General features: G+C 66.3%; 27 protein-coding genes. 22 read left to right on the forward strand and 5 right to left on the reverse strand.

From position 1 onward, the window contains the following. Positions 1 to 7 precede the first annotated feature (7 nt). The 10 genes from flgM (at position 8) to IP89_RS10725 (ending at position 7,185) form a co-directional block, all read left to right on the forward strand. Positions 8 to 235, forward strand: a complete 228-nt coding sequence (gene flgM / locus IP89_RS10680) for a flagellar biosynthesis anti-sigma factor FlgM (RefSeq protein ID WP_052081046.1) — start codon at positions 8 to 10, stop codon at positions 233 to 235. Beyond that, on the forward strand, positions 232 to 675 hold the full coding sequence (gene flgN / locus IP89_RS10685; protein WP_043309495.1) for a flagellar protein FlgN: 444 nt from the start codon (positions 232 to 234) through the stop codon (positions 673 to 675). Before flgM ends, flgN begins: the two co-directional genes overlap by 4 nt. A gap of 266 nt (positions 676 to 941) precedes the next feature. Then, positions 942 to 2,267 (forward strand): flagellar filament capping protein FliD, encoded by a 1,326-nt coding sequence (fliD, locus tag IP89_RS10690; RefSeq protein WP_043309496.1) that lies wholly within the window; start codon positions 942 to 944, stop codon positions 2,265 to 2,267. Then, positions 2,264 to 2,659, forward strand: a complete 396-nt coding sequence (gene fliS, locus IP89_RS10695) for a flagellar export chaperone FliS (protein WP_043309497.1) — start codon at positions 2,264 to 2,266, stop codon at positions 2,657 to 2,659. The genes fliD and fliS overlap by 4 nt, the downstream gene beginning before the upstream one ends. After that, positions 2,643 to 2,951 (forward strand): hypothetical protein, encoded by a 309-nt coding sequence (locus IP89_RS10700; RefSeq protein WP_043309498.1) that lies wholly within the window; start codon positions 2,643 to 2,645, stop codon positions 2,949 to 2,951. Before fliS ends, IP89_RS10700 begins: the two co-directional genes overlap by 17 nt. Before the next feature lie 2 nt (positions 2,952 to 2,953). Next, positions 2,954 to 4,033 carry a flagellar hook-length control protein FliK gene (locus IP89_RS10705; RefSeq protein WP_043309499.1) on the forward strand — a complete coding sequence of 360 codons (1,080 nt, stop codon included), beginning with the start codon at positions 2,954 to 2,956 and terminating at the stop codon, positions 4,031 to 4,033. A 65-nt stretch (positions 4,034 to 4,098) separates the two neighbouring features. Beyond that, positions 4,099 to 4,581: a flagellar basal body-associated FliL family protein gene (locus tag IP89_RS10710; RefSeq protein WP_043309500.1), complete on the forward strand. Its 483-nt coding sequence runs from the start codon at positions 4,099 to 4,101 to the stop codon at positions 4,579 to 4,581. A 6-nt stretch (positions 4,582 to 4,587) separates the two neighbouring features. Next, positions 4,588 to 5,307 (forward strand): FliA/WhiG family RNA polymerase sigma factor, encoded by a 720-nt coding sequence (locus tag IP89_RS10715; protein ID WP_043309501.1) that lies wholly within the window; start codon positions 4,588 to 4,590, stop codon positions 5,305 to 5,307. A gap of 10 nt (positions 5,308 to 5,317) precedes the next feature. Beyond that, positions 5,318 to 6,193: a flagellar motor stator protein MotA gene (gene motA, locus IP89_RS10720; RefSeq protein WP_043309502.1), complete on the forward strand. Its 876-nt coding sequence runs from the start codon at positions 5,318 to 5,320 to the stop codon at positions 6,191 to 6,193. Beyond that, positions 6,190 to 7,185: an OmpA family protein gene (locus IP89_RS10725; RefSeq protein WP_043309503.1), complete on the forward strand. Its 996-nt coding sequence runs from the start codon at positions 6,190 to 6,192 to the stop codon at positions 7,183 to 7,185. Before motA ends, IP89_RS10725 begins: the two co-directional genes overlap by 4 nt. A gap of 1 nt (position 7,186) precedes the next feature. Here IP89_RS10725 and IP89_RS10730 read toward each other — a convergent pair whose 3' ends face one another. The 4 genes from IP89_RS10730 to flgA form a co-directional block, all read right to left on the reverse strand. Then, positions 7,187 to 7,648 carry a hypothetical protein gene (locus IP89_RS10730; RefSeq protein ID WP_043309504.1) on the reverse strand — a complete coding sequence of 154 codons (462 nt, stop codon included), beginning with the start codon at positions 7,646 to 7,648 and terminating at the stop codon, positions 7,187 to 7,189. Next, on the reverse strand, positions 7,645 to 8,478 hold the full coding sequence (locus tag IP89_RS10735) for a winged helix-turn-helix domain-containing protein (protein WP_043309505.1): 834 nt from the start codon (positions 8,476 to 8,478) through the stop codon (positions 7,645 to 7,647). Before IP89_RS10735 ends, IP89_RS10730 begins: the two co-directional genes overlap by 4 nt. Before the next feature lie 231 nt (positions 8,479 to 8,709). After that, positions 8,710 to 9,597 (reverse strand): lateral flagellin LafA, encoded by an 888-nt coding sequence (gene lafA, locus IP89_RS10740; RefSeq protein ID WP_043309506.1) that lies wholly within the window; start codon positions 9,595 to 9,597, stop codon positions 8,710 to 8,712. Between the two features lie 156 nt (positions 9,598 to 9,753). Next, on the reverse strand, positions 9,754 to 10,443 hold the full coding sequence (gene flgA, locus IP89_RS10745; protein WP_256203132.1) for a flagellar basal body P-ring formation chaperone FlgA: 690 nt from the start codon (positions 10,441 to 10,443) through the stop codon (positions 9,754 to 9,756). Between the two features lie 182 nt (positions 10,444 to 10,625). On the opposite strand from flgA, the gene flgB reads away from it, so the two are divergent. Genes flgB through IP89_RS10805 form a run of 12 tightly spaced genes read left to right on the forward strand, consistent with a single transcriptional unit; the run spans position 10,626 to position 21,119 of the window. Next, complete coding sequence (flgB, locus tag IP89_RS10750) at positions 10,626 to 10,991, forward strand: flagellar basal body rod protein FlgB (protein ID WP_043309508.1); 366 nt, start codon at positions 10,626 to 10,628, stop codon at positions 10,989 to 10,991. 5 nt (positions 10,992 to 10,996) lie between these two features. Then, complete coding sequence (gene flgC, locus IP89_RS10755) at positions 10,997 to 11,425, forward strand: flagellar basal body rod protein FlgC (protein WP_043309509.1); 429 nt, start codon at positions 10,997 to 10,999, stop codon at positions 11,423 to 11,425. Continuing rightward, entirely contained in the window at positions 11,425 to 12,102 is a 678-nt protein-coding gene (gene flgD / locus IP89_RS10760; RefSeq protein ID WP_043309510.1) for a flagellar hook assembly protein FlgD, read from the forward strand. Before flgC ends, flgD begins: the two co-directional genes overlap by 1 nt. A 32-nt stretch (positions 12,103 to 12,134) precedes the next feature. Then, positions 12,135 to 13,322 carry a flagellar hook protein FlgE gene (flgE, locus tag IP89_RS10765; protein ID WP_043309511.1) on the forward strand — a complete coding sequence of 396 codons (1,188 nt, stop codon included), beginning with the start codon at positions 12,135 to 12,137 and terminating at the stop codon, positions 13,320 to 13,322. Between the two features lie 9 nt (positions 13,323 to 13,331). Then, entirely contained in the window at positions 13,332 to 14,057 is a 726-nt protein-coding gene (locus IP89_RS10770) for a flagellar basal body rod protein FlgF (RefSeq protein ID WP_043309512.1), read from the forward strand. A 10-nt stretch (positions 14,058 to 14,067) separates the two neighbouring features. Continuing rightward, complete coding sequence (gene flgG / locus IP89_RS10775) at positions 14,068 to 14,853, forward strand: flagellar basal-body rod protein FlgG (protein ID WP_043309513.1); 786 nt, start codon at positions 14,068 to 14,070, stop codon at positions 14,851 to 14,853. 5 nt (positions 14,854 to 14,858) lie between these two features. Then, complete coding sequence (flgH, locus tag IP89_RS10780; protein WP_177326866.1) at positions 14,859 to 15,536, forward strand: flagellar basal body L-ring protein FlgH; 678 nt, start codon at positions 14,859 to 14,861, stop codon at positions 15,534 to 15,536. Positions 15,537 to 15,549: 13 nt separating this feature from the next. After that, a complete protein-coding gene (locus IP89_RS10785) occupies positions 15,550 to 16,650 on the forward strand; it encodes a flagellar basal body P-ring protein FlgI (RefSeq protein ID WP_043309514.1) in 1,101 nt (366 codons plus the stop codon). A 3-nt stretch (positions 16,651 to 16,653) separates the two neighbouring features. Next, on the forward strand, positions 16,654 to 17,769 hold the full coding sequence (locus tag IP89_RS10790; protein ID WP_043309515.1) for a lytic transglycosylase domain-containing protein: 1,116 nt from the start codon (positions 16,654 to 16,656) through the stop codon (positions 17,767 to 17,769). After that, a complete protein-coding gene (gene flgK, locus IP89_RS10795; protein WP_043309516.1) occupies positions 17,766 to 19,133 on the forward strand; it encodes a flagellar hook-associated protein FlgK in 1,368 nt (455 codons plus the stop codon). The genes IP89_RS10790 and flgK overlap by 4 nt, the downstream gene beginning before the upstream one ends. A gap of 14 nt (positions 19,134 to 19,147) precedes the next feature. Then, positions 19,148 to 20,065, forward strand: coding sequence for a flagellar hook-associated protein FlgL (gene flgL, locus IP89_RS10800; protein ID WP_043309517.1), 918 nt, complete (start codon positions 19,148 to 19,150; stop codon positions 20,063 to 20,065). Between the two features lie 16 nt (positions 20,066 to 20,081). Continuing rightward, a complete protein-coding gene (locus IP89_RS10805) occupies positions 20,082 to 21,119 on the forward strand; it encodes a hypothetical protein (RefSeq protein WP_043309518.1) in 1,038 nt (345 codons plus the stop codon). Here the strand turns inward: IP89_RS10805 and yddG are convergent. Then, a complete protein-coding gene (gene yddG, locus IP89_RS10810) occupies positions 21,103 to 22,011 on the reverse strand; it encodes an aromatic amino acid DMT transporter YddG (RefSeq protein WP_043309519.1) in 909 nt (302 codons plus the stop codon). The genes IP89_RS10805 and yddG overlap by 17 nt on opposite strands. Positions 22,012 to 22,209 lie beyond the last annotated feature (198 nt).

The following is a 22,209-nucleotide window of genomic DNA, read 5'->3' on the forward strand; positions in this document are numbered from 1 at the left end:
GGCCCCGCTGCAGGCCCGCGCCGCCGCGGCCGAGAGCAAGCGCCCGGCCGGCGCCAGCGCGCCCGCCGAGAGCCTGCCGCTGGAACAGCTGCAGGACGCCCTCGGCGCGCTGCCCGAGATCGACCTGGCCAAGGTCGAGGCGATCAAGCAGGCCCTGCAGCGCGGCGAGATCAGCCTCGATGCCGGCGTGCTGTCGCGCAGCATGCTGGCCTATCACAACGGCAACGACGCGTGAACGAAAAGCGCGAGCAGCTGCTGACCCTGGCCGAGCGCGACATCCTCCAGGACTGCGCCGACTACCTCGGCCTGCGCGGCCTGATGCAGGAGCTCTACGGTCACCTGATGACGCGCGACTGCGTGCACATCGACCTGATCAATCACCAGATCGATGATCTGGTCGAGGCCGTGCGCCAGCGTGCCGAGCGCCGTGCCAAGACCCTGCAGGCGTTCCGCCTGGAGGCCGATGCCGAAGGCATGCAGTGCCTGCTCGACAGCTACCCACCGGCGCGCCGCGGCCACCTGCAGCAGTCCTGGCAGCAACTCGGCCAGCTGGTCGGCCAGTGCCAGCGCCTCAACGAGCGCAACGGCCAGCTGCTGGCCATGCACAACGACATCCTCTCCCAGCTGCTCGCCGGCGAATCCGAAGCCGGTCTGTACGGCCGTCTCGGCTACTGATCCCCCGCGTTTCTCCCCTCTCTTTTGCCATTGCCTCCTGCCGTCCGGCGGGAGGTCTGCGCGCTTAATGAATCCTGCTTTTCGGTCGCCTTTTCAGAGGGTGGCTACGTCTTGCGGAAAAACCGGAAGAAGGCCTTCCCCTGTCTCGTCAGGGCGCGTCGTGCGGAAGTTTTTCTTCACCATGATTTATAGATAAATCGATATAAATCAATGACTTGAGTCGTTGGCATCGATATTGCTCAACAGTCCCTAAAGGGGTACCGACCATGGCAACCATAGATTCCGATTACATCCAGCAGATGGCCTCCCAACTGGCCAACTACGAGGTCCAGGCGGCGCTGACCAAGAACCAGCGCACCAAGACCAACTACCAGACTTCGCTGGACGCCGTGACCAAGCTGGACTCGGCACTGAAGAGCTTCCGCACCTCGCTCAAGTCACTGAGCGGAGTGGGCAGCAGCATGCTGGTCAACAGCGCCACCTTCGGCCAGCAGGGCTACGCCACTGCATCGGTCGGCAGCAGCGCGCAGCCGGGCAACTACCAGTTCTTCGTCAAGCAGCTGGCCAGCTCCCATCAGCTGGCCCTGGAAGGCCTGACCGCCGCGGACGTACCCACCAGCGGCAGCTTCACCATAGGCCAGGGCAGCGACAGCTTCAGCATCGACCTGGCCGGCGTGGACAAGGACGGCGACGGCAGCAACTCGCTGGAAGAGCTGGCCGCGGCGATCAATGGCGCTGCCGACAACAGTGGCGTGAAGGCCTCGCTGGTGCGCAGCAACGGCCAGGTATCGCTGGTGCTGAGCGCCGAGGAGAGCGGGGCGGACAACGCCATCAGTCTGTCCACCAGCGCCGGCGGCACCTTCGCTACCTCGGTCGGCTCCGCCCGCGAGCTGAGCAAGGCGCAGGACGCCATCGTCTACCTCGGCGGCGAGGGCGGCATGGAGCTGAGCAACTCCAGCAACACCTTTACCGACATGATCGACGGCGTCAGCCTGACCTTCAGCAAGGTGCACGCCAGTGGCGAGGCGCCGCTGAGCCTGACCATCGGCCAGGATCCGTCCGCCACCAAGACCCAGGTGCAGAAGTTCGTCGACGCTTTCAACGGCCTGATGAGCACCTTCGACAGCCTCACCGCCAGCGGCAGCGAAACTGCCAGCCGCGGCCCGCTGGCCGGCGACGCCAGCATCCGTTCGATCGAGAACATGCTCAACCAGGCAGTGCGCAGCCAGTTCGGCGGCAAGAGCCTGATCGAGTTCGGCATCGCCGCGGACCGCAACGGCAAGCTGAGCATCGACACCGCACGCCTGGAGAAGGCGGTGGCCGCCGATCCGGAAGGCTTCGAGAAGCTGTTCGGCGACAAGAACGCCCTGCTCGACAGCATCGACAAGAACCTCAACGTCTACGTCACCGCCGCCGGCGGGGTCATGGCCAGCCGCAAGGAAAGCCTCAACCTCAGCCTCAAGCGCAACAGCGAGCAGCTCGACCTCATCGAGAAGCAGTACGACACCTACTACAACCGCTACCTCAAGCAGTACACCAGCATGGCCCAGATCATGGCCTCCATGGAGCAGACCGCGGGACTCTTCGCATGACCTATCACCTGAACGAGACCTACGACAGCTACCGCTCGGTGGACCTGGAGGCGCGCGCTGCCGCCGCCTCGCCCTACGAGCTGGTGCTGATGCTGTTCGACGGCCTGCTCGACGAACTGGCCCGCGCGCGCGGCCACATCGAGGGCAAGCGCTACCAGCAGAAGGGCCAGTCCCTGGAGAAGTGCCTGAACATCCTCAACGGCCTCAACAGCGCCCTCGACTACGAGGGCGGTGGCGAGGTGGTGCAGGGCCTGGCGCGCCTCTACGACTACTGCATCTACCGCCTCTCCGAGGTCAGCGTGAGCCTGTCGCTGGAAGGCCTGGACGAGGTGGTCAACCTGCTCGGCGTGCTGCGCGAGGGCTGGGACGGTGTCAGTGCCGCGCGTCGCTGAGGATTGCCGCGTCCTGCTGGAGCTCTACGCCGAGCTCGAGCGGGTACTGCGCGAGGACGACTGGATGGCCCTGGCCGGTGTCGACAAGGCCATCCGCGAACAGCTGCTGGTGCTGGCGCGCCAGCCCGGGCTGAGCGAGGAGGCGGGCAAGGCCCGGCAACGCTTGAAACGGCTGCACGAAGAGGCCTACCAGGCCTGTGCCGCCGAGTGTGAACGGCTGCGCCGCGTGCTGCTCAGCCACCTGGAATATGCCGAGGGGCGTACCGCCTACCGGCAAGTCAGCGGGAGTTGATTGTGCTGCAACTGATGACTGCGCCCACCCAGCAGGGACAGGCGAACAGCGAAGGCGTGCTGCCGGCCGCCGGCCAGGCGGGCGCCGACGCGCTGGGCTTCGCCCTGCTCGGCGATGCCCTGGCCGCCCAGCCGGAAGTGGCCGAGGAGCTGCCCGTCGAGCCGCTGCCGCAAGCCTCTGTCGAGGAGCCCGTGGTGCAGCCGGACAGCGAGCCGGCGCAGAGCGCCGAGCAGTGGCTGCTCAGCGTGCTGGGCCAGCGCCAGGTCAAGGTGCAGGCCCGCGAGGGCGAGCAGGAGGCAGCGACCGATGAGCCTGTCGATGGCCCCGTGCTGACCCTGTCGCCCGAGCTGCTGGTGCGTCTGCCACAGCCGCGTGCGGAAGAACTTGCGCCGCTCGCCGAGGCACCGCGCGCTGCCGTGCAGATGCTGCATCAGGCGCCTCGTGGCGAGGCCATGGGCGCGCTGCTGGCAGGGATCGGCCAGGCCGGCGAGGCGATGTCTGCCACGACTTCCACTACCGGCGAGACGCTGGCCGCGGTCGATGGCGCGGCGCCGGCGAGCCTGGCAGACAACGAATTGCTGCGTGGTCTGGGCAACAACACCCAGGCGCAGGTGCAGACCGACGCCACGCCGAGCCTGGAGCGCCAGCTCAAGCTGCAGGCGCCGGAGGCCAAGTGGGGCGAGCAGATGCTCGGCGCGCTGCGCGACAGTGTCGAGCTGCAACTGCAGCAGAAGGTGCAGAGCGCCACCATCCGCCTCGACCCGCCGGAGCTGGGTAGCCTGGAGATTCTCCTCAGCCACGATTCGGGCCGCCTCAACGTGCAGATCTCCGCTGCCCAGGGCGACGTCGCGCGCCTGCTGCAGCAGACCAGCGATCGCCTGCGCCAGGAACTGGTCGGGCAGAACTTCCTGCAGGTCAACGTGCAGGTCGGCAGCGACGCGCAGTCCGGCCAGCAGGGCCAGCAGCACAGCCGCTGGCGCCAGGCGCAGGACGAGCAACCGGTGGCCCAGGCCTTGCGCCTGGAGCCTGGCCAGAACGACGCCCGCCAAGGCGCGGGCGACGACGTATTGATCACCGTGTAGGGCCCGGCCCCGCACTCGCCGGCCCAGGGTGGCCGGCTCCCGAACACCACAGGAACTTCAGTCTTATGCCAACGTCGCGGATCCTTCTGATCGTCATCCTCCTCAGCTCGCTGATCAGCCTGGGCGGGGTAGGCGCCAATTACTTCCTGATGCGCTCGCTGCTGCAGGACAGCGCCCTGGCCGGTGGCCAGGCGCAGTTCGTCGAAGAAGCTCAGGCCGAGGAAGAGGAACCGGGCGAGTACCTGTTCTTCCCGGTGCAGAAGATCATCCTCAGCCTGCGTGGCGAGGATCAGGAACACTACTTCGTCCTCGACCTGGTGCTGCAGGCACCGCTAGACAGCGACAAGAAGAAGCTCGAGCAGGCCGACCCGATGGTGCGCAGCTCGGCGGTGGCGCACCTGTCGACCATGAAGTTCGCCGACCTGCGCGGCATGGCCATCACCGACCTGCAGCAGAGCCTGGAGAAGGCGCTGCTCGCCGACTTCGCCGCGCGCAAGGTGGTGGCGCCGTTCCAGCACGTGCTGGTCAGCAAGCTGGTTGTGCAGTAAGCCGCCATGCACGCGCTCGATCACGCATACGCCGCGCAAGCCCAGGCGCCGCTGACGCCTGCGGCGGAGCAGCGCTGGGTGCGCCAGTACCTGCCGCTGGTGCGCCGCATCGTCAGCCAGCTGGCGCTGCAGACCAGCCAGGCGCTGGATCGCGAGGACATGGAGCAGATCGGCCTGCTCGGCCTGCTCGAGTGCCTGCGCCGCTATGGCGAGCCCGACGAGCAGTTCGGCCGCTTCGCCGCCCTGCGTATCCGGGGTGCGATTCTCGACGAGCTGCGCCGCCAGGACTGGCGCCCGCGCCAGCTGCGCCAGCAGGTGCACAAGGTGCGCGATGCCATCCGTGCGCTGACCCGACGCCTGGGCCGCGCGCCGCAGGAAGACGAGGTACTGGCCGCCACCGGCATCTCTCGCGAGGACTATCAGGAGTTCCAGCGCGCCGACTATGCGGAAGCGGTGGAGAGCCTCGACGAGCTGCTGCAGAACGGCCACGAACATTTCCCCGAGGGCGGCGATTCGCTGGAAGAACGCCTGCTCAAGGAACGCCTGCTGGAGCAGGCGCTGAGCCGCCTCGACGAGCGCGAGCGGCTGATCCTCACCCTGTATTACCAGCACGAGCTGAGCCTCAAGGAAATCGCCCTGGTGCTCGATCTGACCGACGCCCGGGTGTGCCAGCTGAGCAAGCAGGCGATCGCCAAGGCCTGCCGTTTTCTAACCGATCCAACCTAGTGACAGAACCATGCAGAAACTACTCGGAGCTTTCATCATCATCGGCTGCGTGCTGGGCGGTTACGTCATGGCGCACGGTCAGCTGGCCACACTCTGGCAGCCTGCGGAGATCATCATCATCCTGGGTGCCGGCCTGGGTAGCCTGGTCGTCGGCAACCCCAAGGAAGTCCTGCACGAGATGCTGGTGCAGCTCAAGGCGGTGTTCGTCTACAAGCGTCGTGGCGAGGAGTTCCAGCGCCAGTTGCTGATGCTGCTCTACGAGCTGCTGGAGATGGTCGATGCCGGTGGCCTCAAGGTGCTCGACGAGCACATCGAGGAGCCGGAGCAGAGCGAGCTGTTCAGCAAGTACCCGCTGATCCTGGCCGAAGACAACCTGATGTTCTTCATCGCCGACAACTTCCGCCTGATGGCCATGGGCAAGATCAGCGCCCATGAGCTGGAAGGTTTCCTCGAGCAGGAGCTGGAGGCGATGGAGCACAGCCTGATGCAGCCGTCGCGCTCGCTGCACAAGATCGGCGAGTCGATGCCTGGCTTCGGCATCCTCGCGGCGATCATGGGTATCGTCATCACCATGGGCAACATCGGCGGCTCGGTGGCCGAGATCGGCTCGCACGTGGCGGCGGCCCTGGTCGGTACCTTCTTCGGCATCTTCATGTGCTACTGCATGATGGAGCCGCTATCCAACGCCATGGCCCAGCGCATCAAGACCGAGATGTCGGCGCTGGAGTGCGTGCGTACCACCCTGGTCGCCCACGTTGCCGGCAAGCCCACGCTGCTGGCGGTGGACGCCGGGCGCAAGCTGATCGAGCAGGACGTCAAGCCGACCTTCAAGCGCCTCGAGACCTGGGTGACCGAGTATGAGGAAGCGCGGGACGCACTGGCATGAGAGGCAACAGGAAGGGCGCCGAGCATGAGGTGATCATCAAACGGCGCGGGCGCAAGAATCACCATGAGGAGCACGGCGGCGCCTGGAAGGTGGCGTTCGCCGACTTCACCATGGCGATGATGGCGCTGTTCATGGTGCTGTGGGTGATCCAGCCGCAGATGAAGATGGAGAACCCGTCCTACGGCGACGAGCAGAGCAACCCGCTGCTCGACGGTGGTGCCGGCGTGTTCGACAGCGCCAACACCCGGCCCATCGAGTTCGAGGGCAGCCACACGCGCAAGGACTTCGATACCCAGAAGGACGCCACCCAGACCGCGCTGCTGGGCAAGCCGCAGCAGAGTGATGCGGCCGCCGCGCCGGCCGAGACTGGCCAGCCCAGCGCTGCGCGGCGCTACAACAGCAGCGAGGATCTCAAGGAGCTGGCTGCGCTGGTGCGCGAAGTCTCCGGGCAGGTCGACGCACTGGCCAACATCGAGGTCGAGGTGGTGCCGCAGGGCCTGCGCATCCTGATCAAGGACGACCAGCAGCGCTTCATGTTCGCCCGTGGCAGCGCCAAACTCGACCCGCACTTCCACAAGCTGCTCGGCGCGCTGTCCGGGGTTCTGGCCAAGGTCGACAACAAGCTGATCATCAGTGGTCACACCGATGCCGTGCCCTATCGCGGCAGCGCCGGCTACAACAACTGGAACCTCTCCGGCGACCGCGCCCTGCGCGCGCGCAACGTGCTGGTGAAAACCGGCCTGCCGCCGCTGCACGTGTTGCAGGTGGCGGCCCAGGCCGACGTCATGCCGCTACGCCCGGAGGACCCGGAGAACGGCGCCAACCGGCGCATCGAGCTGCTGCTGCTGACCAGCCGTGCCGAGACGCTGTACCGCGACCTGTTCGGCGAGGGCTATGCCGCCCAGGTGCACTACTCGCAGCAGGGCGCGCGCTTCGTCGAGGGGCAGCAGAAGGCCGCAGCGGACGGCGAGGCGGAGAAGGGCAAGCTGTGACTCAGAGACCGTCGCTGCGGCAGTACAGCTGACGGGTTTCCACGGCGATCAGGCAGGGGCCGGCTGGGCGCAGGTTGATGACCGAGTCGGCCTCGGTGCTGTACAGCAGGTTGAACAGCACGTGGTTGTCCAGCCGCGAGGCCTGGCTCAGCTCGGCCACCTCGCCCTTGTCCACGCGCAAACGCAAGTTGCCGGCGAAGGCCGACTCGATCTCGCCCGAGGTCTTGAGAATGGTGTCGCCCTGGCGGGTCATGGCGTAGAAACGCCCATCCTTGATCAGCATGCTGTGGCTGACCGGCAGCACCTGCCCATCCTTTTGCACCACGCTGCCGGCGGATTCGTAGCGGCCGTTGAACTCGCTGCTCGACTGGAAGTGGTACCAGGCCAGCGCGAGGCACAGCAGCAGGCCCAGGAGCAGGGCGCCGCCGAGCAGCAGCCAACGACACAGATAACGCGGAATCATTGCAGGCAGCCTCGCAGCAGCTGGTCGCCGACCTGGGTCAGCTGCGTTTCGTCGATCACCAGCCAGCTGTTGCTGCCGTTAGCGCGGGTGCAGAGCATTTCGTAGAGGTCGGCGGTCTTGGCGAAGCGTACCTTGGCCGGCTTCTCGGCCAGCTCCGCCAGGCGTGTGCTGAAGGCGGAAGTCTCTTCCAGCAGCTCGGCCAGGCCTTCGGCGCTGGGGCTGGAATAGGTGAAGTGCAGCTTGCCCAACTGATGTTCCTGGCGCGCCACCGGAGTCTGGAACAGCGCGTAGTGGATGCTCGACAGCACCAGCGCGCCGAGGCAGAGCAGGGTGCCGATGCACAGCACTACGCCATACAGGCGGCGCTGCGCCGAGGTCAGCGGCGGGCGCGGTGGCAGCTCCTTGCTCTCGCTGGTCGTGGCGACTTCGGCCTCGGCTTGCGGCGCGGCATTCAGGCACTTGGGATTGAACATGTAGCCGCGGCGCGGCAGGGTCTGGATGATCTCGCGGCGTTTTTCGTCGCCGAGCAACTGACGCAGGGTGTAGACCTGCTGGTTGAGGCTGCCCTGGCCGACCACTCGATCGCTCCAGGCATAGGCGAGCAGTTCCTCGCGCGGCACCACTTCCCCCGGGAAACGCAGCAGCCGCTCCAGCAGGCGGCTACCGGAAAAGCCCAGGTCGACCTTCTCCTCATGACCGTTGCGGTGCAGTACCAGCTGGTAGTGCGCCGGGTGGAAATGCGCGTGACAGTCCGCCCAGCCGGTGCGGATCACCAGCGTGGGAGCGCCCTCGGGCGGGTTCGATGACTGTGGTGCGGGGCTGGTCGTCATGATGTCGAAGTCGGTTTTCTAACCTTGCGTAGTAAGGAAGATACAAAAGGGCGACATTTTGACGTCATGATTTTGTTGTCACAAGTCCTGTTTCTGAACTGTGCCTATGGACGGTCTCGGCGATTAGTCGTATTGCGGCGCCGCCAGCGTCCAGCTAGCTAGAAACTAGCGGAAAAACAAACGCCCCGCACGAGGCGGGGCGCTGTATTACGCGGTATGCGCTGCGGGGGATTAGCCCAGCAGGGACATGACCATGCCTGGCATCTGGCCGGCTTGCTTGAGCATGGAGATGCCGGACTGCAGCAGCATGCTGTTCTTGGTCATGTTGGCGCTTTCCTGAGCGAAGTCGGCATCCATGATGCGACCTTTGGCCATGTCGGTGTTGTCCTTCATGTTGCTCAGGTTGTTGGCGGTGTGGTTCAGGCGGTTGATGGTGGCGCCGAACTGGGAGCGCAGGGTGCCTACGGCGTCCAGAGCGGTCTTGACCAGGTCGATGGTGGCGTTGGCCGCACCGGTGATTTCGGTGCCGGCGGTGGCAGCGCTACCAGCGGTGTAGACGGTGGACATGCCGTCCAGGGCGTCGGTCAGGGTCTGGATGGCGTCGGTACCGGCAGCGGTCAGGTCCAGGGTCATGGTTTCGGCGGAAGTGGAGCCGATCTGGAAGTCGACGGCGGCGGCGAATTTGCCAGCGCTGTTGTCCTTGCTGAACAGGGCTTCACCGGCGTAGCTGGTGTTGTCCATGATGTTGGCCAGCTCTTCGCCCAGCTGGTCGTACTCGGACTGCAGGGAGTCCAGGTCGTCGGCGCTGTTGGTGCCGTTGGCGCCCTGGGTGGCCAGGTCTTTCATGCGCTGCAGGATGTCGGTCATTTCGCTGAAGGCGCCTTCGGCGGTCTGCAGCAGGGACACGGAATCGTTGGTGTTGCGGATGGCTACGGCCATGCCACGGGACTGAGCGTTCAGGCGGGTGGCGATCTGCAGGCCGGCGGCGTCGTCGGCGGCGCTGTTGACGCGGAAGCCGGTGCCCAGGCGCTGCTGGTTGGTGCTCAGGGAGCTGTTGGTCTTGGTCAGGTTGGTTTGGGTGACCAGCGAGGAGTAGTTGGTGTGGATCGACAGAGCCATGATGGAAATCCTTCGTGCAAGTGGGCTTGTGTGAAGCTGGCTTTGATCGCCTGCTGAAGGGGTAAGGCGACAGGCCCGTCGAAGGCATTAAACGGATTTCGAAAATAATTGGCGCCATGCTTCCGGCGCTCTCTTGCGGCCGCGCTGCGCCGGGCTTCAGCGCAGGATGCTGCTGACTACGCCGCTCTCCAGCACCTGGGCATCGATGACCTTTTCGCTGGACAGATTGCGCACGCGGATCACCTCGCCCTGCTTGCCATCGGCCAGGGCCTCGCCATTGGCGCTGGCCTGAATGCCGTCCTGGCTGGCGACTATCTTCACCTTGTCGCCACGGCGTACCAGCAGCGCCGCATCCAGCAAACTGGGGTTGAGCAGCTGGCCGGCGCGAATGCGCCGTTTGGCGCTTTGTCCGGCGACCTGCTCGATATTTAGAAAGAAACCACGCCGCGCCTTGCTCAGGTCGGTGCGCTGCAGGCGCAGGTCATCCGCGCTGATGGTGCGATCACGCTCCAGCACGCGCACGGCGGTAACCATCGGCAGATAGACCTGGGCCTGGCTGAGCAGGGTGGCCTGCCAGCCGGCCTCGGCGCAGCGCAGCTGGAAGCGCTGGCGCTGCAGTGGGTCGGGATCACCGGCCAGGCGTTCCACGCTCGGCGCCGTGGGGCAGGGCGCCGCTGGTGCGTTGCCGAGCAGCTGGTGCTGCAGCTGGTAGTCCATGCCCTGCCAGCCTTGCTGCTGCGCATGGCTTTGCAGCAACTCGCGCATCGGTGCGGCGACGGCATCTTCCAGCTGTTGCTGCGCGGTCTCGGCGGCCTGCGCCGAGAGCATCGCGCTGCTGAGCAGCAAGGCGGAAACAACGCTTCCCCTTGCTCGCCGGCTGATGCGCAAAAGCGAAATGAGATTTCCCGTACGGCTTTTCTTTTCTTCTATTTTCTTCATTTAAATCAATATCTTACGAATAAATAAAAGGCCGGCACGGTTTGTGCTCAATGACCCGCAAGCGAATTTTGGTCGAGAGGTAAGCGGGCATGAGTATAAGGGTTGAGGAGGCGCTGGGCGTGCACACGCGAGCGCTGGAGTTGCGCATGCAGCGCAGCGAGATTCTCGCCGCCAACCTGGCCAACGAGGACACGCCGGGCTTCCAGGCGCGCGACATCGATTTCGCCGCCGAGATGCGTCGGCTCGAACATGCGCCGGCCGATCAGGTGCGTGCTGCGCTGGACGACGGCCAGCTGAAGTTCCGCGTGCCGCACCAGCCCTCGCAGGACGGCAACAGCGTCGAGGCGGGTGTCGAGCAGACCGAATTCTCGCGCAACTCCATGGACTTCCAGACCAGCCTGACTTTCCTCGGCATGAAGTTCCGTGGCCTCCGACAAGCCATCGAAGGACGCTGATCGCCATGGCATTCGATTCCATCTATCGCATCGCCGGTTCGGCGATGAACGCGCAGACCGTGCGCCTCAACACCGTGGCCAGCAACCTGGCCAACGCCGACTCCGCCGCAGCCAGTGCCGAGGATGTGTACAAGGCGCGCAAGCCGCTGTTCGCCGCGGTGTACGGCAATGACGAGCTGACCCGCGACGTCGGCATGGGCGGCGCCCATGTGCAGGTGCTCGACGTGGTCACCTCCGGGCGTGATCCGCAGCGCCGCTATGAGCCGGGCAACCCGCTGGCCGACCGCGACGGCTACGTGTTCTACCCGGACGTCAACGAGATCGAGGAAATGACCGACATGATGTCGGCCACCCGCAGCTTCGAGACCAACGTCGAAGTGCTCAATCGCATCAAGAGCATGCAGCAGGGCCTGCTCAAACTGGGAGAGTCCTGATGGCTACCGTCAACGCCACCAGCCAGAGCGGCACCAGCTACAGCACCGATGACAGCATCAAGCAGGCAGTCAACCTGAGCGAGGCGACGCAGCTGGAGAACAGCTTCATCAGCCTGATGGTCGCGCAGATCCAGTACCAGGACCCGACCAACCCGGTGGACAGCACCGAGTTCCTCAACCAGTTCTCCGCCATGAGCCAGGTCAAGAGCATGGAGAACATGGCCAGCTTGGCGCAGAACAACCTGATCCTCACCGACAACCTGCAGACCCTCACCGCCGCCGGCCTGGTCGGCCAGCAGGTGAAGGTGGCGGTGGATAGCCTGGAGTTGGGCGGCGAAGTGATCGAAGGCCAGCTCAACATGGCGCACGCCTCGGGCACCACCACCCTGGTGCTGACCGACGCCAGCGGGCGCAAGACCAAGATCCAGCTCGGCCCGCAGGAGCCGGGCCTGGCCGATTTCCGCATCGACCCGCAGGCCCTGGGTCTGGCGCCGGGCAGCTACGGCGTGGCGGTCGAGACCGACAGCGGCGAGTCGCCCAAAGTGGAGATCAGCGGCCTGGTCAACAACGTGCGGGTCAGCGCCGACGGTCCGGTGCTGGAAGTGCAGGGCGCCGGTTCGGTGCCGTTCTACAACATCGTCGAATTCGGCCAGCCCGCTTCCATCGCGGCGCTGTGATTGCACCTTTGCGAATCCAAGAGGTTTAACACATGAGCTTCAATATCGCCCTGACCGGCCTCAACGCGGTCAACGAGCAGCTGGACACCATCAGCCACAACATCGCCAACGTCGGCACCACCGGCTTCAAGTCGTCGCGCACCGAGTTCGGCAGCGTTTACGCCGACAGCCAGGCCATGGGCGTGGAAGTGATCGGCACCACCCAGAGCATCAGCCAGGGCGGTTCGCTGGTCAGCACCGGGCGCGGCCTGGACCTGGCCATCTCCGGCGGCGGTTTCTTCGTCACCAAGGGCACTAACGGCGACATCAGCTACACCCGCGCCGGTGTGTTCGGCACCGACAACGCCAACTTCATCACCAACAACCTCGGGCAGAAGGTCCAGGGCTACCCGGTAGATGCCAACGGCAACCTGCTGGTCGGCGCCATCGGCGACCTGCAGCTGCAGAGCGCCAACCTGCCGGCCAAGGCCAGCGACACTCTGGCCTTCGTCGCCAACCTGGATGCCAACGAGACGGTGCCGACCGTGGCGCCGTTCGACCCGGCCAACGCCGACACCTTCAACTCCACCTACACCACCAAGGTCTACGACTCGCTGGGCAAGGAACACACCCTGACCCAGTACTTCGTCAAGACCGGCGCCAACACCTGGAACGCCCACTACTACGCCGATGGCGCCGCCGTCGGCGGCCCGCAGGCGCTGACCTTCACCACCGCCGGCACCCTGGCCACGCCGGTGGGCACGGTCAACGTCGGCTTCGCCGCGCCGGGTGCCGATCCGGTCGCCATCGCCGTCGACTACAGCGGCTCCAGCCAGTACGGCTCGGACTTCGTGGTCACCACCAACCGCGCCTCCGGCTACGCCGCCGGCGAGCAGACCGGCATCGCCGTGGAGAAGGACGGCCGCGTCTACGCCAACTACAGCAACGGCCAGCGCATGCTGCAGGGCCAGGTGGTACTAGCCACCTTCGCCAATCCCAACGGCCTGAACAACGAGAGCGGCACCGCGTGGAGCGAGACCGCCGAATCCGGCCAGCCGCTGCTCGGCATTCCCGGTGTCGGCCAGCTCGGCGTGCTCGCCGCCGGCGCCCTGGAAAGCTCCAACGTCGACCTGACCCAGCAGTTGGTCGGCCTGATGGAAGGCCAGCGCAACTACCAGGCCAACACCAAGGTGCTGTCCACCGACAAGGAACTCACCCAAGTGCTGTTCGGCGCGATCTGAGGCTGACCCATGGACCGTTTGGGATACACGGCGATGACCGCCGCCAGCCGCACCATGCTCTCGCTGCAGGTGCGCGCCAACAACCTGGCCAACGTCAACACCCCGGGCTTCCGCGCCGACATGGAGCGCGCCCGTGCGGTGGATGTCGAGGGCTATGGCTACGACAGCCGGCACATGGCGGTGGTGGAGAACAACGGCGTCAACCTGAGCTCCGGCAGCCTGATGGCCACCGGCCGAGACCTCGACTTCGCGGTGCGCGGCCCCGGCCTGATCGCCGTGCAGGACGCTAACGGCGAGGCCTACACGCGCCAGGGCAACATGCTGATCGATGCCAATGGCCAGCTCAGCATCAACGGCCGCGCCGTGCTCGGCGAGGGCGGCCCGATCGTGCTGCCGGAATACGACAGCCTGACCATCGGCAACGACGGCACCGTGTCCATCGTGCCGCGCGGTGATTTCGTCACCGCCGAGGTAGACCGCATCCGTCTGGTCGATGCCCCGGCCGAGGCGCTGATGAAGAACGCCGCCGGCCTGCTGGTACGCAAGGACGGCCAGCCGGCCGAGCAGCTGGAGAACGTCAACCTGGCCAGCGGCCACCTGGAGGCCAGCAACGTCTCGGCCATCGATCAGCTGACCGCGACCATGAGCCTGAATCGTCTGTTCGAGACCCAGGTGAAGATGATGAAGGCCGCCGAGGATCTGTCCGAGGCCGGCAACCGCATGATTCGCGGTTAAGGAGAGAGTTATGAGTTCCGCACTGTGGGTCAGCAAGACCGGCCTGGCCGCCCAGGACACCGCCCTGTCGGCGGTGGCCAACAACCTGGCCAACGTCAACACCACCGGCTTCAAGAGCGACCGCGTCGCCTTCGAGGACCTGTTCTACTCCATCGAACTGCAGCCAGGTGCGCAGGCCGATGAGGTCAACACCGTGCCCTCGGGCATCCAGCTCGGCAGCGGCGTGCGCGTCGCCGGCACGCAGAAGGTGTTCACCGAAGGCAGCATGCAGACCACCGGCCAGCCGATGGACCTGGCGATCATCGGCCGCGGCTTCCTCCAGGTCGAGGCGCCCAACGGCGACATCTACTACACCGAGAACGGCCAGCTGCAGCTCAACGCCGAGGGCATGGTGGTCAACTCCCAGGGCCTGCCGCTGACTCCGGCCATCGAAGTACCGGTCGGCAGCAGCAGCTTCACCGTGGGCAGCGACGGTATCGTCACCGCCATCCTGCCGGGCGACACCACGCCCAGCGAGCTGGGCCAGATCACCCTGGTCAACTTCACCAACCCGGCCGGCCTCGAGGCCCTGGGTGGCAACCTCTATCGCGAGACCGTGGCCAGCGGCGAGCCGGTGGAAGGCGTGCCGGGCGAGGAAGGCCTGGGCACCCTCAAGCAGGGCGTGCTGGAAGGCTCCAACGTGCAGGTGGTCGAGGCCATGGTCAACATGATCGCCATCCAGCGCGCCTACGAGGCCAACGCCAAGGTGCTGGACGCTGCGTCCGGCATGCAGCAGTTCCTCAACCAGACCGTGTGATCGCCATGAAACGCCTGTCGATCCTCCGCACCCTGGCCCTGCCTTCCGTTCTGGCTCTGCTGGGTGGCTGCGCCAGCTTCAACGAGATGCTGCCGGACGAGGACTCCACCGCCTACCAGCCGCCGGAGCTGGACTACAGCCTGCCGCCGACCACCGGCGGCGGCCTGTACCGCACCGGCTACGGTTCGCTGACCCAGGACCAGCGCGCCCTGCGTATCGGCGACATCCTCACCGTGGTGCTGGAGGAACAGACCCAGTCGAGCAAGAGCGCCGGTACCAGCTTCGGCAAGAGCGGCAGCATCTCGGTGCCGATGCCGACCATCCTCAACAAGGACTACGACCAGCTGACCACCTCGGCCGAGGCCGAGCGCGACTTCGACGGTTCGGCCGAGAGCTCGCAGCAGAACTCGCTGCGCGGCTCCATCGCCGTCACCGTGCACCGCGTGCTGCCCAACGGCACCCTCGTGGTCAAGGGCGAGAAGGCGCTGCGCCTGAACCAGGGCGAGGAATTCATCCGCCTCACCGGCCTGGTGCGGGTCGACGACATCAACCGTTTCAACCAGATCTCCTCGCAGAACGTGGCCAACGCGCGCATCTCCTACGCCGGCCGCGGCGTGCTCAACGACAGCAACTCGGCCGGCTGGCTGACGCGCTTCTTCACCAGCCCCATTTTCCCGCTCTGAGGCGACGCCGTTCATGCGCCCGATCTACTTCTTCCTGTCCTCGCTGCTGCTGTGCTGGCCGCTGGCGGCGCGCGCCGTGCCGCTGCTCGACCTGGCCGATGTCGAGGGTATCCGTGGCAACCAGCTGATCGGCTACGGCCTGGTGATCGGCCTGGACGGCACCGGTGACAAGAACCAGGTGAAGTTCACCAGCCAGTCGGTGGCCAACATGATCAAGCAGTTCGGCGTGAACCTGCCGCCGAACGTCGATCCCAAGCTGAAGAACGTCGCCGCGGTGATGGTCACCGCCGAGGTGCCGCCGTCCTACAGTCCGGGGCAGACGGTGGACGTCACCATCGCCTCGCTGGGCGACGCCAAGAGCCTGCGCGGCGGCCAGCTGCTGATGACCCCGCTGCGCGGCGTCGATGGCGAGACCTACGCCCTGGCCCAGGGCGCCCTGGTGGTCGGCGGCCTCAATGCCAGCGGGCAGAGCGGCTCCAGCGTGGCGATCAACAGTGCCAACGGCGGGCGCATCCCCAACGGCGGCACCATCGAACGGATGATTCCCAGCGACTTCGCCACCCGCCCGGACATCATGCTCAACCTGCGCCAGCCCAGCTTCCAGACCGCGACCAAGGTGGTCACCGCGCTGGAGCGGGTGTTCGGCCCCGGCACCGCCCAGGCACTCGACGGCACCAAGATCAGCGTGCGCGCGCCGCAGTCGCCGAGCCAGCGCACCAGCTTCATGGCCCTGCTGGAAACGGTCGAGGTGCAGGAAGGCCGCGAGCGGCCCAAGGTGGTGTTCAACAGCCGCACCGGCACCGTGGTGGTGGGGCAGGGCGTGCGGGTGAAAGCCGCCGCCGTGGCCCACGGCACCCTTACCGTGACCATCAGCGAGAACCCCCAGGTCAGCCAGCCCAATGCCTTCTCCCAGGGCCAGACCGCGGTGACCCCGCAATCCGACGTGGAGGTGAGCCAGGACCGCAACGCCATGTTCAAGTGGCCGGAAGGCGCCAGCCTGGAGAGCATCATCAACACGGTGAACAGCCTGGGCGCCACGCCTGACGACGTGATGAGCATCCTGCAGTCGCTGGAGCAGGCCGGCGCGCTGAACGCAGAACTGATAGTGATCTGACGCATGAGCATCGTTTCCCTGCCGACCACCCTGAACACCCTGCGCCGCACCGCCGGCAGCGACCCGCGAGGGCAGCTGGAGGTTGCCTCCGAGCAGTTCGAGGCGCTGTTCCTGCAACAGATCCTCAAGCAGATGCGCAAGGCCGGCGACGTGCTGTCCGCCGGCAACCCGATGCGCAACCGCGAGCTGGATACCATGCGCGACTTCTATGACGAGGTGCTGGCCGAGACTTTGGCGGAGAAGAAGCAGACCGGCATCGCCGACCTGCTGGTACGCCAGCTATCCGGCGGCACGCCGAGCGCCGAGCAACTGGCCGCCGCCGAGCAGAGCGCGCGTGGCGCCGAACTGCAGCGCAGCTCGATCGCCAGCGTCAACGTCACCCCGTTGGCCGGTGTCTGGCGGCGCGGCGTGGAGGCTGCCGAGCATGTCTGGCAGCGCGGCACCGATGTCTTCTCGGCGCTGGTCGACAGCGTGATCAAGCACGAGTCGGCCGGCAACGTCGCCGCTGTGTCGCCCAAGGGCGCGCGCGGCCTGATGCAGCTGATGCCGGACACCGCGCGGGAGATGGCAGCCAAGCTCGGCCTGGACTTCGACGAGCAGCGCCTGACCGCCGACGGCGAATACAACAAGCGCCTGGGTATCGCCTACCTGGACGAGATGATGCAGCGCTACGACGGCCACCAGGCCCTGGCGCTGGCTGCCTACAACGCCGGCCCCGGCAAGGTCGACGAGTGGCTGCAGAGCCTCGGCGATCCGCGCACCGGGCAGATCGGCGCCGAGGCCTGGGTACAGCGCATTCCCTACGAGGAAACCCGCAACTACACGCGCAACATCCTCCACGACCTGCGCCGCAACCAGGCCAGCGTCGAGCCGGCGCGCGAGCTGCCGCGTGGCGAGCTGGAGCGCGCCCTGCAGCGCAACGAGCAGCTGCGTAGCGGCGAATTGCTGAGCCAGGTCGAGGACCTGCGTCCGACGCTGCACGACGAATTTAATGAAGCGACCGATTCCGTCGCCTATCAGCAGAAGAACTCCCCTGATCCGCAGGCGGGCCTGCACCAGTCGCTGTCCGCGGCCTTTGCCCAGCCCATCCGGATCGAGCCGAAAGGAAGAATTTCGTGAGCATCCTCAGCCAGATCGGCTACAGCGGCGTACGCGCCTCCCAGGTGGCGATGAACACCACCGGGCAGAACATCGCCAACGTCAACACGCCGGGCTTCAGCCGTCTGAATACCCAGATGAGCTCGCTGTCCGGGCGTGACCGCCTGAATGCCGGTGGCGGCGTCGAGGTCACCAGCATTCGCCGCCTGGCCGACGACTTCCAGAACCAGCAGCTGTGGCGTGCCAGCACCGAGCAGTACTACTTCGAGGGCGCGCAGCAGTACCTCGGCGCCCTGGAGAAGCTGATGAGCGGCGACGGCGCCAGCATCAGCGTGGGCCTGGACAACTTCTTCGCCGCGCTCAGCGCCGCCAGCTCGACGCCGGAATCCCTGGCCATGCGCCAGCAGATCATCAGCGAGTCGAAGAACCTGGCGCAGCGCTTCAACAGCCTCAACGGCAATATCGGCGCCCAGCTCGCCGCGCTCAAGGAACAGCGCGTGGCGATGAGCGACGAGATCAACGGCCTCAACGCCAATATCGCCGAGCTCAACCGGCAGATCACCGAGACCCAGGCGGTCGGCGGCGACACCTCGGCCCTGCGCGACCATCGCGACAGCCTGGTCGGCCAGCTCAGCAAGTTCGCCAAGATCCGCACCCACGAAGTGCCGGACGGCTCGCTCACCGTGTCCCTGGCCAACGGCCAGCCGCTGGTGGCTGGCAACTCTGCCGGCACCCTGCAGGTCAGCCAGTTGCCGACCGGCGAGCAGCAGATCGCCCTGACCTTTGCAGGCACCAGCTTCCCGTTGCAGCAGGACGGCATCGGCGGCTCGCTCGGCGCGCTGTACGACAGCGAATACGACAACCTGCGGCCGATGCAGGACGCCCTGCACGACATGGCCGAGCAGCTGGCCGACATGGTCAACACCACCCTGGGCGGCGGCTTCGACCTGGCCGGCAACCCGGGCCAGGACCTGTTCGTCTACAACCCGGCCAGCACCAGCGCTATGTTGCAGGTTGCTGATCTCAGCGCCGAGGAGTTGGCCCTGTCGTCGGCTTCCGGCGAGGTGGGCAACAACCAGGTGCTGCTGCAGCTGCTCGACCTGAAGAGCCAGACCATCACTCTCAACGGCAGCTCGGTGACTCTCAACGACGCCTACGCCGGGCTGATCGGGCAGATCGCCAGCGACAGCCGGCAGAACCAGGCCGACCTCAAGTCGGCCACCGTGGTGACCCAGCAGGCCCAGGCCCAGCGCGACGGCGTCAGCGCGGTGAATCTGGACGAGGAGGCGGTCAACCTGATGACCTATCAGCAGGCCTACCAGGCCAACATGAAGGTCATCAGCACCGCCAAGGAAGTCTTCGACGCCGTACTGGCGGCCTTCTGACGGGAGTCGAAACCATGCGTATCACCAACGCCCAGATCACCGCGATGATGCACAGCTCGATGAACGCCAACTCGGCCGAGCTGGGCAAGCTGATGCAACAGATGTCCAGCGGCCAGCGCATCCTGCAGCCGTCCGACGACCCCATCGCCAGCGTGCGCATGCTGCGTATTCAGCGCGAAGAGGCGAGCCTCACCCAGTTCCGCAGCAACATCACCATGGTCTCCGGCAACCTGTCGACCCAGGAGACCAACCTCTCGTCCATGTCCGACCTCAGCCTCAACGTACGCGACCTGCTGCTGTGGGCGGCCAACACCGGCGCCAACGCCGGCGAGGACGTGGCGGCCATGGCCGGCGAGCTGGCCAGCCTGGAGCAGACCCTGGTCAGCTACGTGAACGTGCGCGACGAGGAGGGCCGCTACCTGTTCGCCGGCACCCTCAGCGACCGCCCGGCGGTGGTGTTCGATGCCGCCACCCAGACCTACGTGGCCAACGGCAACGACAAGCACCGCCAGGCGGCGGTAGCCAACGGCGTGCTGGTCGACGAGAACACCACGGCGCTGGAAATCTTCGGCCCGGGCATGGACCTGCTCAACCAGCTGCACGCCACCGTCGCCGTGCTACAGGACCCGGCGCTGGACATCACCGATCCGGCGGTGGCCCAGCAGATCCGCGACACCATCGACCAGCTCGACCTGACCCACGGCCAGATGCTCGGCGCCATCACCGAGCTGGGCGGCCGGCAGAACACCCTGACCCTGCTCAACGGCAGCAACGAGGAGGTGTCGCTGGTCAACCAGAAGCTCGACGGCGAGCTGTCGCAGCTCGACTACGCCGGCGCCAGCATCGACCTGAACAACTACCAGCTGGCGCTGCAGGCGTCGCAGAAGACCTACCTGAAGATTAATCAGTTGTCCCTGTTCCAGCTGTTGTAAGGCACGGAGAGCGCCGATGAAGGTCGACAAGCAGCTGCCCGTACTCACGGGCATCGACACCCAGGGCCAGCGCCCGAGCGTGCTGCGCGAGAGCGCACCGGCCAAGACCCGCCGCAGCGAGCCGCGGCAGGCCGAGCAGGCGCAGCCCGAGCGCAACCAGGGTAAGGGCGCCAGCTTCAACCTGCAGCTCAACCAACAGCTGTCGTCGATGCAGTCGGCCGAGAGTTATCTCGACCAGCTGGCCAGCCGCCTGCGCCAGCTCAAGCTCAACCTCAGCCGCGAGCTGAGCGGCAGCCAGGCGAGTGACCGCGAGGGCCTCAAGCAGGCCATGCGCGAGGTCGAACAGCTGCTCGACGAACGCAGCCAGCGCTCCGCCGGCACCCTCGACGCCAACCTGCGCCTGCGTCTCACCGAGCCGGTGCGCAGCCGCTTCAGCATCCAGGGCCTGGAGTCCATCGAGCAGCTGCAGCAGGCCGGCAAGGAGACCCTACTGTTCGGCGCCGGACGCCAGCTGGCTGAGCCGCTGGCGGTGGTGCTGGACGAGGGCATGAGTACCGAACAGCTGCTGCGCCGCTTCAATGCCGGCCTCGGCCAGGCCGGCATTCGTGCCGAGCTGGAGCAGGGCGGCGCGCTGAAGTTTTCCGCCCGCGAGAGCGACTGGCAGGAGCTGCGTGGCCAGCTCACCGTGCAGGGCGAGGGCAAACTGGCGGCCAAGGTGCAGAGCCGGGTACAGACCCAGGAAGAGGAGCTGATCAGCTTCCCGCCGGAAGTCAGCGCCGACAGCTACCGCGAGCTGCGCCGGGTGCTCGACAGCGTGGTGTCGGCGCTCGACCGCGTCGGCGCGATCCGCGACCAGATCAGCCATCGTCAGCAGGAGATCCGCGAGTTTCTCGCCCGCCAGGCCGAGCTGGACGAGAGCCAGTGGGCGCGTGACTACGCCGGCCAGGTGTTCAACCTGATGCAGCGCAGCCCGTCGAGCTACGCGGCGGTGACCCAGACCGTGGTGGCCCAGGCCAACATCAGCCGCTTCTCGGTGGTCAGTCTGCTGTCCTGACGGTCTCGCGGGTGGCCAGCCAGCACAGCAGCGAGCCGCCGATGACCATCGCCACGCCCTGCCAGAACGAGGCGCCCAGCGGCGTGGCCAGCCAGACCATGGCGAACAGCGCCGAGAGCACCGGGGTGAAGTAGGAGGCGGTGGCCATCAGGGTCAGGTTGCCGCGCAGGATGCCCAGGTTCCACAGCGCATAGCCGCCCGCCATGGCCGCCGCCGCGGCGAGTAGCTCCAGGCTGGCCGGCAGGGTGAACACCAGCGGCTGCTGCTCGCCCGACAGATACTTCAGCCACAGCGTGGCCGCCACCAGGATGAAGAACAGCACCACGCCGTTGCGGCCCTCGGCATAGCGCTTGGTCACGTTGCAATACAGCCCCCAGAGCACCGCGCCGGTGAACGCCAGGCCGTAGGCGAGCGGGTTACTGGCGGCGTTGGCCAGGGTCTGCTGCAGGGACACCGGCTGATCGCCGCTGGCCACCCAGACGATACCGAGCAGCGCCAGGGCGATGCCCGGCACTATCGGCCAGCGTGCGCGCTGGCCGTTCATGACGATGGCCAGAAGAATGGTGAAGCACGGCCACAGGTAGTTGATCACGCTGATCTCGATGGCCTGGGCGCGGTTGTCGGCAAAGCCCAGCGACAGTGACAGGCACCACTCGTAGGTGACGAACAGCAGGCTGCCGAACACCAGATAGATGGGTGGCAGACCACGCAGGCGCGGGCGTCCGAGCAGCGGCACGAGCAGCAGGGCACCGACCGTGTAGATCAACGCCGCACCGCCGATGACGCCGAACTGCTCGCTGACCCCACGGATCAGCCCGACGATGGTGCTCCACAGGAGGATGGCGGCGAAGCCGCAGAGGGTCGCCGCGTTGCGACCGAGGGATGAGGACATGCTGACTCCGGAACTGCAGGCGAGGGCTGCTTGCCCTCGGCACGCGAGTCTAGTGCCCGACGGCGTCAGTTCAAAGGCGCCGGTTCGGCTCCTTTAGTCTTAGGTGGCGATTGCCGAGGACCCTACCGCCGCTCTGCGAATCGGATATCTACTACAGCGCTCTCGGAAAACCCTCGCATACCGCCAGAACCGCGCTGC

The organism is Pseudomonas sp. ML96 (assembly GCF_000761545.1).
Lineage (GTDB): Bacteria > Pseudomonadota > Gammaproteobacteria > Pseudomonadales > Pseudomonadaceae > Aquipseudomonas.

Excerpts from the sequence above, each read along its gene's own strand:
- fliD (WP_043309496.1), top strand. The coding sequence starts at position 942 with ATGGCAACCATAGATTCCGATTACATCCAGCAGATGGCCTCCCAACTG.
- fliS (WP_043309497.1), top strand. The coding sequence starts at position 2,264 with ATGACCTATCACCTGAACGAGACCTACGACAGCTACCGCTCGGTGGAC.
- IP89_RS10710 (WP_043309500.1), top strand. The coding sequence starts at position 4,099 with ATGCCAACGTCGCGGATCCTTCTGATCGTCATCCTCCTCAGCTCGCTG.
- IP89_RS10715 (WP_043309501.1), top strand. The coding sequence starts at position 4,588 with ATGCACGCGCTCGATCACGCATACGCCGCGCAAGCCCAGGCGCCGCTG.
- motA (WP_043309502.1), top strand. The coding sequence starts at position 5,318 with ATGCAGAAACTACTCGGAGCTTTCATCATCATCGGCTGCGTGCTGGGC.
- IP89_RS10725 (WP_043309503.1), top strand. The coding sequence starts at position 6,190 with ATGAGAGGCAACAGGAAGGGCGCCGAGCATGAGGTGATCATCAAACGG.
- IP89_RS10730 (WP_043309504.1), bottom strand. The coding sequence starts at position 7,648 with ATGATTCCGCGTTATCTGTGTCGTTGGCTGCTGCTCGGCGGCGCCCTG.
- IP89_RS10735 (WP_043309505.1), bottom strand. The coding sequence starts at position 8,478 with ATGACGACCAGCCCCGCACCACAGTCATCGAACCCGCCCGAGGGCGCT.
- lafA (WP_043309506.1), bottom strand. The coding sequence starts at position 9,597 with ATGGCTCTGTCGATCCACACCAACTACTCCTCGCTGGTCACCCAAACC.
- flgB (WP_043309508.1), top strand. The coding sequence starts at position 10,626 with ATGAGTATAAGGGTTGAGGAGGCGCTGGGCGTGCACACGCGAGCGCTG.
- flgC (WP_043309509.1), top strand. The coding sequence starts at position 10,997 with ATGGCATTCGATTCCATCTATCGCATCGCCGGTTCGGCGATGAACGCG.
- flgD (WP_043309510.1), top strand. The coding sequence starts at position 11,425 with ATGGCTACCGTCAACGCCACCAGCCAGAGCGGCACCAGCTACAGCACC.
- flgE (WP_043309511.1), top strand. The coding sequence starts at position 12,135 with ATGAGCTTCAATATCGCCCTGACCGGCCTCAACGCGGTCAACGAGCAG.
- IP89_RS10770 (WP_043309512.1), top strand. The coding sequence starts at position 13,332 with ATGGACCGTTTGGGATACACGGCGATGACCGCCGCCAGCCGCACCATG.
- flgG (WP_043309513.1), top strand. The coding sequence starts at position 14,068 with ATGAGTTCCGCACTGTGGGTCAGCAAGACCGGCCTGGCCGCCCAGGAC.
- flgH (WP_177326866.1), top strand. The coding sequence starts at position 14,859 with ATGAAACGCCTGTCGATCCTCCGCACCCTGGCCCTGCCTTCCGTTCTG.
- IP89_RS10785 (WP_043309514.1), top strand. The coding sequence starts at position 15,550 with ATGCGCCCGATCTACTTCTTCCTGTCCTCGCTGCTGCTGTGCTGGCCG.
- IP89_RS10790 (WP_043309515.1), top strand. The coding sequence starts at position 16,654 with ATGAGCATCGTTTCCCTGCCGACCACCCTGAACACCCTGCGCCGCACC.
- flgL (WP_043309517.1), top strand. The coding sequence starts at position 19,148 with ATGCGTATCACCAACGCCCAGATCACCGCGATGATGCACAGCTCGATG.
- IP89_RS10805 (WP_043309518.1), top strand. The coding sequence starts at position 20,082 with ATGAAGGTCGACAAGCAGCTGCCCGTACTCACGGGCATCGACACCCAG.
- yddG (WP_043309519.1), bottom strand. The coding sequence starts at position 22,011 with ATGTCCTCATCCCTCGGTCGCAACGCGGCGACCCTCTGCGGCTTCGCC.